Annotated in this window: 12 protein-coding genes; 5 read left to right on the top strand and 7 right to left on the bottom strand. The window is 59.4% G+C overall.

The window, feature by feature from the left end; all coding sequences use genetic code 11:
- The 6 genes from dhaL to AC13RC_RS33885 all read right to left on the bottom strand — a co-directional run.
- On the bottom strand, positions 1 to 624 hold a 624-nt coding region (gene dhaL, locus AC13RC_RS33910), incomplete at its 3' end, for a dihydroxyacetone kinase subunit DhaL (protein ID WP_488559774.1).
- 14 nt (positions 625 to 638) lie between these two features.
- On the bottom strand, positions 639 to 1,631 hold the full coding sequence (locus tag AC13RC_RS33905; RefSeq protein WP_488559773.1) for a dihydroxyacetone kinase subunit DhaK: 993 nt from the start codon (positions 1,629 to 1,631) through the stop codon (positions 639 to 641).
- 34 nt (positions 1,632 to 1,665) lie between these two features.
- Complete coding sequence (locus AC13RC_RS33900) at positions 1,666 to 2,439, bottom strand: SDR family oxidoreductase (RefSeq protein WP_488559772.1); 774 nt, start codon at positions 2,437 to 2,439, stop codon at positions 1,666 to 1,668.
- A gap of 61 nt (positions 2,440 to 2,500) precedes the next feature.
- Positions 2,501 to 3,490 carry a substrate-binding domain-containing protein gene (locus AC13RC_RS33895; RefSeq protein ID WP_488559771.1) on the bottom strand — a complete coding sequence of 330 codons (990 nt, stop codon included), beginning with the start codon at positions 3,488 to 3,490 and terminating at the stop codon, positions 2,501 to 2,503.
- An 86-nt stretch (positions 3,491 to 3,576) separates the two neighbouring features.
- A complete protein-coding gene (locus AC13RC_RS33890) occupies positions 3,577 to 4,581 on the bottom strand; it encodes an ABC transporter permease (protein WP_488559770.1) in 1,005 nt (334 codons plus the stop codon).
- A gap of 55 nt (positions 4,582 to 4,636) precedes the next feature.
- Complete coding sequence (locus AC13RC_RS33885; protein ID WP_488559769.1) at positions 4,637 to 6,115, bottom strand: sugar ABC transporter ATP-binding protein; 1,479 nt, start codon at positions 6,113 to 6,115, stop codon at positions 4,637 to 4,639.
- A gap of 389 nt (positions 6,116 to 6,504) precedes the next feature.
- On the opposite strand from AC13RC_RS33885, the gene AC13RC_RS33880 reads away from it, so the two are divergent.
- The 3 genes from AC13RC_RS33880 (at position 6,505) to AC13RC_RS33870 (ending at position 9,142) form a co-directional block, all read left to right on the top strand.
- On the top strand, positions 6,505 to 7,089 hold the full coding sequence (locus tag AC13RC_RS33880) for an NADPH-dependent FMN reductase (RefSeq protein ID WP_113332770.1): 585 nt from the start codon (positions 6,505 to 6,507) through the stop codon (positions 7,087 to 7,089).
- A gap of 116 nt (positions 7,090 to 7,205) precedes the next feature.
- Positions 7,206 to 7,922, top strand: coding sequence for a FadR/GntR family transcriptional regulator (locus AC13RC_RS33875; RefSeq protein WP_488559768.1), 717 nt, complete (start codon positions 7,206 to 7,208; stop codon positions 7,920 to 7,922).
- 86 nt (positions 7,923 to 8,008) lie between these two features.
- Positions 8,009 to 9,142 (top strand): lactonase family protein, encoded by a 1,134-nt coding sequence (locus AC13RC_RS33870; RefSeq protein WP_488559767.1) that lies wholly within the window; start codon positions 8,009 to 8,011, stop codon positions 9,140 to 9,142.
- 46 nt (positions 9,143 to 9,188) lie between these two features.
- Here AC13RC_RS33870 and AC13RC_RS33865 read toward each other — a convergent pair whose 3' ends face one another.
- Positions 9,189 to 11,285 carry a putative bifunctional diguanylate cyclase/phosphodiesterase gene (locus tag AC13RC_RS33865; RefSeq protein WP_488559766.1) on the bottom strand — a complete coding sequence of 699 codons (2,097 nt, stop codon included), beginning with the start codon at positions 11,283 to 11,285 and terminating at the stop codon, positions 9,189 to 9,191.
- Positions 11,286 to 11,603: 318 nt separating this feature from the next.
- Between AC13RC_RS33865 and AC13RC_RS33860 the strand changes: the two genes are divergently transcribed.
- Both AC13RC_RS33860 and AC13RC_RS33855 read left to right on the top strand, forming a co-directional pair.
- Entirely contained in the window at positions 11,604 to 12,518 is a 915-nt protein-coding gene (locus AC13RC_RS33860; RefSeq protein WP_488559765.1) for a DMT family transporter, read from the top strand.
- The gene (locus AC13RC_RS33855) at positions 12,508 to 12,642 is read left to right on the top strand and encodes a hypothetical protein (protein WP_488559764.1); all 135 of its coding nucleotides are present in this window, start codon (positions 12,508 to 12,510) and stop codon (positions 12,640 to 12,642) included. The genes AC13RC_RS33860 and AC13RC_RS33855 overlap by 11 nt, the downstream gene beginning before the upstream one ends.
- Positions 12,643 to 12,789: the final 147 nt, after the last annotated feature.

Below are 12,789 nucleotides of genomic sequence, written 5' to 3'. Positions count from 1 at the left end.
AGCGCCGAGGGAAAGTTCCTTCAGGATGATGGCGCAGGAGGTCGCACCAGCGTCGAGAACGCCGAGCGAGCGCTCGCCCAGCCGGCTAGCGCGGCCGATCTTGGCCACAAGATTGAGCGTCGAATCTCGGCCAGTCTCGGCGGCGGCGACCAATGCCTCGAGCGCCTCGGCAAAGGACTTGCCAGCTACGTTCGCAGCATCGAAGGCCTCGATCGCCGGAACCAGCGTGTCCAGAAGCGTCTTGTCGCCGACCTTGGCCGAGCCGATCGACTGGATACCTTCGAGCCCGGCATGCAGTGCCTTGCCATAGGCTGCGCTATCGATCGCATCGATGCCGTCGAGCTTTTCGGCAATCTCGGTGAACATGACGCCGTAGAGCGGGCCCATGGAGCCGCCGATCTCGGTCATCAGCACCGTGCCCAGCGTATCGAGCGAGGCTGACAGCGACTGGCTCTTGCCCTTCAGGCGTTCCGCGGCCATGCCGAAGCCCTTGGCCATGTTGACGCCATGGTCGCCGTCGCCGATCTTGCCGTCGATCTCGCTGAGATAGGCGCGGTTCTCGACGATGCGGTCAGCCAGCGCCAAGACGATATCGCCCGATGTTGCATTGTTGAATGTCTGCATGCGTGCGTCCCCCCTCAGAGCAGCGTCGTGCACTTGACCTCGACGTCCAGGAGCTCTTTCAGCTCCTCGTCGAGTGCCATCACAGTCAGTGTCGCGCCGACCATTTCGAGCGACGTAAAGTAGTTGCCGATATAGGTCTTGTAGATCTTCAATCCCCGTTCGGAGATCTTCGTCTCGATCGTGTCGTTGAGGATGTAGAGCTCGTTGACTGGTGTCGCGCCGAGGCCTGACACGAGGACGGCCACCTCCGTTCCGGCCGCCAGATTATGATCGTCGAGCACGATCTGGCACATATCCTCGGCAATCTCGGCTGCAGTCTTCAGCGGCTCGACGCGAACGCCGGGTTCGCCGTGATGGCCAATGCCGACTTCCATCGTGCCGGGCTCGATCCGGAAATTCGGGTGACCGACGGCGGGCAGGGTGCAGGGACCGAGACCGATACCGACGGAGCGGCAATTGTCGATCGCCCTTTGCGCGGTCACACGGACTTCCTCAAGGCTTGCACCCTTGGAAGCCTTGGCACCGCCGATCTTCCACATGAAGATTTCGCCGGCTACACCACGGCGCTTCTCGCGCTCCTCCGATGGCGCCGAGCAGACATCGTCGTTGGCGACGACGGTCGCGACTTCGATGCCGTCCTTGGCGGCAAGCTTCGTCGCCATCTTCACGTTCATGTTGTCGCCGGCATAGTTGCCGTAAAGGCAGATAACACCACGGCCGCCGTTAGCTTCACGTATGGCGTCGTGGAAGCTCTTGGCCGTCGGCGACGAAAAGAGCTCGCCGACTGCGACCGCATCCAGCATGTTCTTGCCGGTATAGCCGATGAAGGCCGGCTCATGGCCGGAGCCACCGCCGGTGACCACGCCGACCTTGCCGGCATGCGGGGCATCCTTGGCGACGACGACGCGCGGATTGTCTGCCAGACGGACGATATCCGAATGCGCCTTGATGAAGCCTTTTACAGTATCTTCAACGACTTCATCGGGATTGTTGATGAACCGCTGCATGGTCTCTCCTGTCGAAATTGTCGAGCGCTTGCGCTCAAAGAATTGTGTAGCCGCCGTCGATCAGCAGATCGGCGCCGTTGATCATGTCCGCGCCGGACGAGGAGAGGAAAACAGCCGCGGCTGCAATCTCCTGCGGGAAGGCGAAACGGCCCGTCGGGATGCGCTTCTTGGCGGCCTCGCCTTTCTCGCCGGCCCAGGCCTTCTTGCCGAGCTCGGTCAGCACGATGGTGGGCGAGATGGTGTTGACGTTGATGCCGTGTTTGCCCCATTCGGCGGCAAAGGTCTTGGACATGCCGATCACGCCGAACTTGGAGGCGCAGTATGCGACATGCTCTTCAATGGCGACCGTGCCGGCCTGCGAGGCGAGGTTGACGATCTTGCCGCCCTTGCCGGCGGCGATCATCGCGCGACCGACAGCCTGTGTGACCAGGAAGGTGCCCTTGAGATTGATGTTGATCGTCTTGTCCCAATAATCGAGCGGCAGATCCTCGGCGGGAGCAAGGAAGACGACGCCGGCGCTGTTGACGGCGATATCGACGGTGCCGAAATGCGATACGACATCGCTGACAGCCTTGTTGACCGAGGCCGGATCGGACACGTCGCAGACGAATGCTTCAGCGCCGCCGCCGATTTCTGATGCCTTTGCCTTCGCCATGTCGACATTGATATCGAGAACCGCGACCTTCGCGCCCTTGGCGGCAAATGCAGCAGCGATCGCAGCACCGATGCCGGAGCCACCGCCTGTGACAAGCGCCGTCTTGCCTGAAAGCGGGAAGTTTAAATCAATGTCTGGGGATGTCTCGGTCATCTTTTTCAAGCCTCTGTTTTCGGGGTGCGGCGAGGCGATGGTTCGCCCCGCCACATTGGTCTTACTTGCGGGTTTCGAGCAGCTTGTCGACGTTCTCAGCCGTTACCGGGGTCCACGGGACATTGTAGTTCTTGTCCTGGCCATCGTTGAACGGCATGGCCGGATACTGTTCCCAGATCTTGGATTCCGGCTTGTAGTTGCCTTTCTTGGCGGCAAAGATTGCGAGATCGAGGGCGCCCTGGGCCTGCGCGCTGGCGTCCTGCAGGATCGAGGTCATCGTACCGGCCTTGACGGCATGGAGCGCATCGGTGATGCCGTCAATGCCGGCAATGGCGAAGTCCTTGACGTTAAGTTTGGCAGCCTTGATCGCCTCGATCGCGCCGAGCGCCATCTCGTCGTTCTGGCCGATGACGCCGTTGATCTGGCCGGGATGAGACGTCAGCCAGTTTTCCATCAGGGTCTGGGCTTCGGCACGCGACCAGTTGGCGGTCTGGTCTTCCAGCACCTTCACATTCGGGCACTCGGCAAGCGCCTTCTTGTTGCCTTCGAGGCGCGAGATCTGAGCGGACTGACCGATCGGGCCTTCGAGGATGACGACGTTGCCCTTGCAGCCGATCTTGTCGAGGACGGTCTTGGCTTCCATGTAGCCGGAGATCGTGTCGTCGGAACCGACGTAGGCGGTCAGCAGGTCGGAATTGACGCGGGTGTTCGAGCCGACGACGGGGATGCCGGCGTCATGGGCGGCCTGTACGGCGGTTGCTGCAGCTTCGATATCGATCGGCACGAAGATGATCGCGTCGAACTTCTGCGTGATCATCGTGTTGACCTGCTCCTGCTGCACGAGCGCATCATAGCGGCCGTCGAAGATGGTCAGATCGACATCGCCATTCTTGACGGCAGGGTGTTCCTTCAGCGCCGCCGACCAGATCTGCATGAATTCGGCATTCAGGCCGTAGGGCGCCGCGCCGATTTTCAGCTTCTTGTCCTGGGCGAGGGCAGGTGACGCCAGAATTGCTGTCGCTGCAGCAAGAGCAATCAATAATTTCTTCATTATAAGTCTCCTCCGTTGAAAGTCCGGCCGTCGCCTTGACGCGCCGTTTGGTTTTCCGAGTGCGAACACTGGAATGTTCTTCGGGCTCAGCCGCCCAGGTTTCTCTTTTGGTCGAGCATGACGGCGCCGACGATGAGCGCGCCCTTGAGGACCTGCTGGTAGTAGGACTGGATGCCCATGAGATCGAGGCCGTTGTTCATGACGCCGATGATCAGCGCGCCGATCAATGTGCCCGTGATGCGGCCGACGCCGCCGGAAAGGCTGGTGCCGCCAATGACGACGGCTGCAATCGCGTCCAACTCGTAGGCGATGCCGGCCTGTGGCAGGGCGGAGCCGGTGCGGGCGGCAAGGATCATGCCAGCCAGACCGGAGAGGCCGCCGGAAATGACGTAAACGAGGAAGCGCAGTTTGCTGACGTTGATACCGGAGGTAACGGCGGCATGCGGATTGCCGCCGACAGCATAGATATAGCGGCCGAAGCGGGTACGGTTCAGGACCCACCACGCGATTATGAAGACAATGGCAAGCAGGATAACCGGCATTGGGACGGAGAGCACGCTGCCGGTACCGATCCAGCGAAAATCAGGGGTGAGAGCCGGAACCGGCTTGCCGCCGCCATAGATCAGCGTCAGGCCGCGCGCGGCAGAGAGCATGCCGAGCGTCGCGACGAAAGCGGGAACGGCAAAGCGCGAGACGATGAGGCCGACCACGGCACCGCAGGCGACACCGACGAGCAGGCCGACGGCGAGCGCCACATAGGGCGGGTAGGGCGCACCGACGATGCCGGCTGTCGCCGAGGTCGTTACGAAGCTCGCGCTGACGATGCCGGTCAGTGCAACCACGGAGCCGACGGAGAGATCGATACCGCGGGTCAGGATGACAAATGTCATGCCGATCGCCAGCACGCCGTTGATCGAAGTCTGTAGCAGCACGTTGGAAATATTGCCGGCCGTCAGAAAATACTCATTCGAGAATGAGAGGACAGCAGCGAGCAGCAGGAAAGCGAGAAAGATCCCGTATTCCTGAATGATCAATCGGCGCCGGTCCGAGCCGAACCAGGAATTGGACGGATTGTTGTCAGTGGCGGACATTGCAAATACCTCTTGTTGCCGGACGCGTTCTTTTGCGCTTCGTGGTCTGCCGCATTCAGGTCGACAGATGGACGAGCGATTGCGCGTCGGCCTCCTCCCTCTTGAGAATTCCGGCGGAGCGTCCCTGGCGCATCACCAGGATGCGGTCCGACATGCCGAGAACCTCGTCTATTTCGGACGAGATCATGATCACGGTGCCGCCTTCGGCGGCGAAATCGCAGATGATGCGATAGATCTCACGCTTGGCGCCGACATCGACACCGCGCGTCGGCTCGTCGAGCAGCAGCACTTTCGGCCTGCGCAGGAACCACTTGCCGAGAACGACCTTCTGCTGATTGCCGCCGGAAAGGCCGGAGACGGGCATGCTGTCACGCGCCGTCTTGATGCCGAAGCGCTGGATCATGTCCCGGCTGGCACTGGCCTCGGCCCGGCGATCCATCGAAAAATGCGGGCTCATTTCGGGCAGGCTCGCAAGGCAGATGTTGTTGCGAACGCTATCGATCAGGTTGAGGCCGGTCAGCTTGCGATCTTCGGTGACGAAGGCGATGCCATGCTGCATGGCTTCGGCCGGTTTGCGTACGGTTATGGGCTCACCGGCAAGCTTGATCTGGCCGCTGCTGACGGCATCGACGCCGAAGATGCAGTTGAAGATCTCGGTCCGGCCGGATCCCATCAGGCCATAAATGCCGAAAATCTCCCCCTTGTGAGCGGTAAACGAGATGTCGCTGACCTTGCCTTCTGCGGTGAGGCCGGCGACTTCCAGCCCCGGCGTTGCTGTCGGCACATTGGTCTTGATGTATTCCTCGCCAAGTTCGCGGCCGACGATCAGGCGGATGAGGCCCGGCCGGTCGATATCGGCAAGCGCGCCGCTGCCGACATAGGACCCATCCCGAAAGGCCGTGTAGGAATCGGCGATCTGGAAGATTTCGGACAGGCGGTGCGAGACGTAGACAACGCCTTTGCCTTCAGCCTTCAGCCGCTCGATGGTCGCAAACAGCTGCTGCGCTTCCTTCTCGCCGATCGCCGAGGTGGGCTCGTCCATGAAGATCACTTCGGCATCGTGGCTGAGCGCCTTGGCGATCTCGACCAGCTGAACTTGCGCGACCGAGAGGTTCATCATGAATTGCGTGGCGCGGATATTGAACTGCAGCCGGTCGAGGAGCGCTTGCGCATTACGATTCATTGTCTTGAAATCGATGCCGCCAAAGCGCGCCGATGGCTCGCGGCCGAGATAGATGTTCTCCGCAACCGTCATGTGCGGGATGGGGCTGAGCTCCTGCTCGATGATGGCAATGCCAGCGGCCAGCGCTTCGGCAGGGCTTGCGTAGTCCACATCCTTGCCGCGGCGGCGAATGGAGCCGGCATCGCGCTTGTGAATGCCCATCAGGATCTTGAGGAACGTCGACTTGCCCGCACCGTTGCCGCCGCACAAGGCGTGGACGGAGCCGGGACGCAGCTGAAAGCGCCCATCGCGCAATGCAGCGACGCCGCCAAAGGACTTCTTTAGCCCCTCTACTTCAAGCAGGAATTCCACTTTCCTCTCCCCATTCCGGATGCCGTAGCGAGTCACGACGTCACCGTCGGAGGTTGCTTGCTATCGTTTGACAATATTCGAAATGCTTTCGACAAATGTCAATATGGTTATGCGGAAATCATGCGATTGCGGATACGGTAGTTACCATCACGAGGAGAATTCACTTGAGGATGGCTCGGTACGTATTTGTAATAAAATGGATTATTTAGTGCGGATGCGGCAAATGGGTCGGCTTGATAAAATGCCGTTTTGACGGGATGCGGTGTAGGCGGCATCGATGGACTGCAGCGATTGCACAGAAAAAAATTCGTTGTGGACGGGGAGAATCCGCTTAATCCTAAGATACAGAGCGGTTTCACGTAGTGCCTCTGGCAGCGGAGCAGGCAGAGATGCATCCATCGAAAATCACCATTCTCTCCTGCAGCATGGATCCGGAAAGCCGGAGCCGCCGCATGGGCCGTGAGGCAGAAAATCTATTGCGGGAGAGAGGGGCTGAGGTTGAGTTTATCGATCTTCAGGATCTCGAGCTGCCTGTATTCGACAACTTGAACTGCTATCAGCATCCTTCCTACGACAGGCTGTATCGTGCAATTCGCGATGCGGATGGTGTGCTGCTTGCTGTGCCCATTTACAATTGGTCGGTCGGCAGCGCTGCCAAGAGCCTGATCGAGCTTACCGGTGCGACGGGCGAGGGCGGACGAAAATCGGCCTGGTTCGACCAAATCGTCACCTTCGTCTGTTCCGGTGGGCTCCCGCATAGCTATATGGCATATGGCAGTCTCGCCATGTCGCTGATGCTCGATTTCAAATGCGTGATCAATCCCTATGTCGTCTATGCCACGGAGAGGGATTGGATCGATGGCGCCACCCTTTCCGACGCTCTTGCGGCACGGCTGAAGAAAACGATCGAGGTCAAGCTGGAGTTGTCATCGGGCTTGAGAGCCAGAGCATATACCTCCGACTGGGAAATCTAATTGCCTTACCTGCCCCGATTGCATTCGATGCGTCCCATGTTAAGACTATTCGTATTATGACCTAACGCTGATTATATGAAGCGCTGCGGATGAGCAGCCGGAATCGGGGATCGAGAATGACGACAACTGCCCGGGCACGGCAAAGGCTGGCACAAAGGGTCATCGATGAATTGCGCACGCAGATCGAGTCCGGCAAGCTTCAGGCAGGCGACCAGCTTCCGACGGAACCGCAGCTGGAAGCGGCCTTCGATGTCAGCCGTACCGTGGTGCGTGAGGCGATTGCCGATCTTCGTGCCGCAGGCCTCGTCAAGCCCGTTCAGGGCAAGGGGGTATTCGTTTCCGAAACGTCGGTGCGATCCGGCCTGCTACTGACGCCTGTCGAGGTCAAAAGCATCCCCGAGACGCTGGAACTGCTGGAATTCCGCATGGCTGCGGAAGGCGAGGCGGCGGCAATCGCCGCCTATCGCAGAACGGCTGAACAGGAGGCAGCAATTGCGGCCGCCAACCGCAAGATGGCACTGCTGATGGAGCAGGGGCTATCGACCGTCGAAGCGGATTATGAATTCCACATGGCGATAGCGGCTGCTACGAACAACCGCTTCTATGTCGATGTGCTCCGGCATTTCGGCGCCAGGACCATTCCGCGCGGACAGTTTCCGACATTGCCTGAAGCGAATGATCGCGCCTATTTGGAGAAGGTCCATGCCGAGCATGCGGAAATCCTGACGGCGATCGCCGATCAAGACCCGGAGCGAGCGCGTCAGGCGATGCGAGCACACATGCTGGCGAGCCAGCGGCGCTATCGTCTTTTGGCTGAACTGCAGGCGCAATAATGCTCGACACATTGCCATGGTCATATTATGTCATATGATATTAGCGATCGTCGGCGGTTACGCTCGATGCTCGGGCGAGGTGATTAGTGGTTCAGACGTCTTCCAGTGTGTCTCGCGCATTCGTCTATGTCTCGGCGGCAGTTGCCGGAACGATCGATGCATACAGGATGGATGGGGCGACGGGCACGCTCACGCCAATATCCAGCGTTGATGTTGGCCCGATGGTGATGCCGATGGCCGTCAGTCCGGACCGGCGGCATCTCTATGCCGTCATTCGCGAGCAGCCTTACCGGGTACTGACGCTGACGATTGACCCCGAAAGCGGCAGGCTAAGGCAGGAGGCCGTCGCCGCTCTGCCCGACAGCATGGCCTACATCTCCCTCGATCCGACAGGTGGGCTTCTATTCGTTGCTTCCTATGGCGGCAGCAAAATCGCCGTGCTGCTGATTGACAAGAACGGGCTGGTCACCGCGCAGGCACAGCAAGTGATCGCAACCGGGCGCAATGCCCATTCGATCGTCAGTGACCGGACAGGCAAATATGTCTTTGTCACCAATCTCGGCTCCGATGCTGTGCAGCAATTCACTCTCGACGCCGAGACCGGGATACTGAAGCCGAACGATCCTATGCAGGTTGAGACTGGCGCCGGCTTTGGTCCGCGGCACATCGCCATCTCCCCCGATAACAAGGCGGTGTACGTCCTGACCGAACTGACCGGCCATGTCATCCACTATGCGCTCGATACCAATACCGGCACCTTGAGCGAGATCGAAAGTGTTGCTTCCGTTCCTGAGATTGCCGGACTGTCACCGGGCGTCGCGCCGCCTGGTCCGGCGATATCCGGTGCGCCTGCGCCGGCCGTCGCCGACAACGGCAAGCCGAAGGTCTGGGCCGCAGATATCGGCATCACACCGAACGGCAAATTTCTTTATACGACGGAGAGAACCACCAGCCGGATTGCACTCTTCCGCGTCGACGCAGGCAGTGGACGACTGACCTACATCACAAACTATCCGACCGAGCAGCAGCCGCGCGGTATCCGCATCGATCCATCGGGCCGGTTTCTTGTCGCATCCGGCGAGAAGTCCGATAGGCTGTCGGTCTATGCCATCGACCAGGCCGATGGCGGTCTCGACCAGGCCGATGGCGGTCTCGGCCTGGTGGGGCGATATCCGGTCAATGCCGGTGCGAACTGGATAGAGATCGTGACATTTCCTTGAGACGCGTCCGCATGCGGCAAGCATCAAGCCCCTCTCGGGCGAATATCTACACTGCTTTCGCAGCGGTTCCGGCAATCAGGCTTTCGATTTCGGAGGAGGGAAGGGGCCGGGCGAACAGATAGCCCTGAAGCAATTCGCATCCGGCGCCTTCCAGAAAACGGGCCTGCTCCTCGGTCTCGACGCCTTCCGCTACGACTTCCAGATCAAGTGTTCTGCCAAGCGATACGATGGCGGAGGTAATGGCCATATCGCCGGGCTTTTCCGGAATATCGGCGATGAACGATCTATCGATCTTCAACCGGGAAAGTGGAAAGCGCCTGAGGGTGCTCAGGCTTGAATATCCTGTGCCGAAATCGTCCATCGCGAGGCTGACTCCCAGCTTCTTTAGTTCTTGCATCCGCTCGATGGCTCCTTCGATGTCACGCATGATCAAGCTTTCCGTCAATTCGAGCTCGAGCCATTGCGGATCGAGATGAGCGGATTGCAATGCCGATGCGACCTGGTTCGTCAGCGAACTTTCCAGGAACTGCCGGGCTGATACGTTGACGCCCATACGCAATGCGGGCAGGCCGCGATCCTGCCACAGCCGCGCTTGCTGACAGGCTCTGCGCAGAACGATTTCGCCGAGCGCGACGATGAGCCCGGTCTCCTCGGCAAGCGGAATGAAGGCGCCTGGAAGCAGCAAGCCTTCGGCAGGATGCTGCCACCGGACGAGGGCCTCGACGCCAATGATCTTGCCGCTGCGTACTTCCTTTTGCGGCTGATAGTGGAGCACGAATTCGTCCCGCTCCACGGCGCGCCGCAATTCTTCGATACGGGTCAGCTTGTTGCGGGCCTCCTCCGCCATCGCCGGCGTGAACAGGCGAATGGCATTGCGCCCCGCTTCCTTGGCACGATAAAGCGCCATATCGGCATTCGCGAAGAGTTCCGAAGCCGTCTTGCCATGCTCCACGGCGCAAGCCACGCCAATGCTGCAGCCCACGCGGATTTCGACCCCTTGTACGGTCATCGGCTTGGATATGTCTGCCAGAACCGTCGCGAGCCTCTCGCATATCGGCTCAGAGTTCTCTTCGAGAACGATGATGAATTCGTCGCCACCAATCCGAGAAACGATGCCGCGAGCGCCGACATGGGTCGATATGCGCTGCGCAACCACCGTCAGCAATTCGTCGCCGGCGGCGTGGCCAAGGGTGTCGTTCACCAGCTTGAAATTGTCCAGGTCGACAAAGGCAACGGCCAGAGACTTTCTTTTTCGTGACGCCGTTTCCAGCAGGGCGCTGAGCTTGCGGTCGAGCAACATGCGGTTGGGCAGGCCGGTGAGCGCATCATGTTCGGCCAGATAGGCGATGTGAGCGATGTCCCGATGGCGATCGATGGCTATTCCAACGGTCTGCGCTATGCCGGCGAAGAATTCCATAAGTCCAGCCTCGTCGCCATCGGTTTGCACCGTCACCAGGGCTCCATGCCGGCCACCATCCCGAGAGAAAATAGGAAACTCCAGGGTGTCGCCGGCAAGAGGCTTGGTCTGCTCGCCGTCGAGAACGAAACGGACCTGTCTGCCATTCAGCAAGCCCTCAAGAAGGGTCTGGGCGTCCTCGAGAAACACATCAAGATCAACGCCGCGCGCCACATCCTGCAGAAGTTTCGTCTGAGCGCTCATCAATTTTTCCGCCCGTTTTCGGGCGGAAATATCGCGGGATGCTCCGACGACGCCGATGATATTGCCGTTTCTATCGCGCAACGGCACCCGCGACATCATGAGCCAGCCTTCGCCCTTGAGGCGCCGCTCTTCGACGCCGAGATCGGCCTTGCCGCTCTCCATCACCTGCTGTTCGACTTCTTCGATCTTGTGGGCATCGGCCATCGGGTGAATTTCGGCGTCGGTAAGGCCGATCAGTTCGTCGACATGCGTAAAGCCATTGTTGAGGACGATCGCCATGTTGGCAAAAAGGAAGCGGCCGTTCCTGTCCTTGGCATAGATATAGTCCGGCACGTAGTTGATCATCGCCTCGAGCCATTCGTAACGCTCGGCGAGAGACAGATATCGAGCTTGAAGCAATTCAAACGGCTCGCGGACCTGCTCATCCTCATCGTCTTGATCTCGGTGCGTCGGCTCAGACGATCCATCCGGCGGCTGCATCATTTATGTTCTCTCACCCGGCAAGCGGACTATATCGGCAGGTAGTTCTGCAACAATGAAAGCAATAGGCATTTCGACCGTCCTCGCTGGCGAGTTTGGTTCACCTGTTCACGTAAACGTTATCATATAACCGAATTTATAAACATCCGCTCAAGTTTTACAGGAAGAGCACGCGTGTCCGAGAAGTGCGCAGCGCTTACATAGTGCAAGACAATGGATTTTTCGCGATGAACTACTGGCGATGAATGCCATTGCGGGTAGGGGGCAAAACCGGCTAAAGCCCTGGTGGTGGAAACGCAGGATTCGCAAGGATAAAATAGTATGCGCGTGAGCAAAGCCGTAACAAGCGGCAATCTTGTGCTTACCGGCATGCTGATGATGCTTCTCGGCGACTTCCTGTTTTCGCTGAACGATGCCATGGGCAAGTGGCTGGTTGCGAGCTTCTCCGTCGGCCAGATTCTGGTGATCCGCTCGTTGGGTTCGTTCATTATTCTGGCGCCGATGATCGCGCGGCAGGGCAGCGACGCGCTTTTTCGCCTCGAACGGCCGCCGCTGCAGCTTCTGCGTGTCGTCATGACAACGATCGACGTTGCTCTCTTTTACGCCGCCGTCGCCTATCTGCCGCTTGCCGACGTCATGACCTTCTATATGGCCGGCCCCATCTATGTGGCGGCGATCTCGCATTTCTTTCTCAATGAAAAGATCGGCTGGCGGCGCTGGCTGGCGGTTTTCGTCGGCTTTATCGGCGTGTTGATCGCTCTGCGACCTTCTGCGGCAATGTTTTCCTGGCCATCGCTTTTCGGCCTAGGCGGCAGCCTCGCATTCGCATTGACTCTGGTGCTCGGGCGACGGCTGCGGCAGACGCGGGATGCGACCCTCGTCGCGTGGCAGACGGTCGGTGCACTCATTGCCGGATTGGTGCTCAGCATTGGCGACTGGCGTCCCGCATCCGCGCTCGATTTCGGCGCCATGCTTGCTCTCGGCATCGTCGCCGGCAGCGCCCATATGCTGATAACCCGATCCTTGAAGCTTGCTCCAGCTTCGCTGCTTGCTCCGCTCCAATACAGCCTGCTGGTCTGGGCAATCGTGCTGGGCTTCGTTTTCTTCGGCGATATTCCCGACACGCAGATCGTCATCGGTTCTGCGATTATCGTCCTTGCCGGGCTCTTCATCTTCCATCGGAAGAACCTGGTCGATACGGTCCCGAAAGACGACGTTGCCCGGGATGGACATTGAGGCAGCCGCATCGCGGGCGCCGCGCGGACTGACGGATATCCTTGATCTGAACCTTGCGCTCGACGAGGAGATGAAGGCGACGGCGATCAGTGGGGGGCGAAGGGTGCGAGCGATCTCCGCCTGACGGATCTTCTTCTCATGCATTCGCGCAATGACGCGACGTTCGTCCATACTCAACTGCACAAAAGAGCGGGCCATTCCATGCTCCTCAAATCATGGCCATTATTGTCTTCGTTGCATTTGAAATTGGAATCTGCCCGGCTACAACAGG

The organism is Martinezella sp. CNPSo 3890, assembly GCF_057784455.1.
Note: the sequence above shows the minus strand (reverse complement) of the source record. Positions and strands in the feature narration are given on the sequence as shown.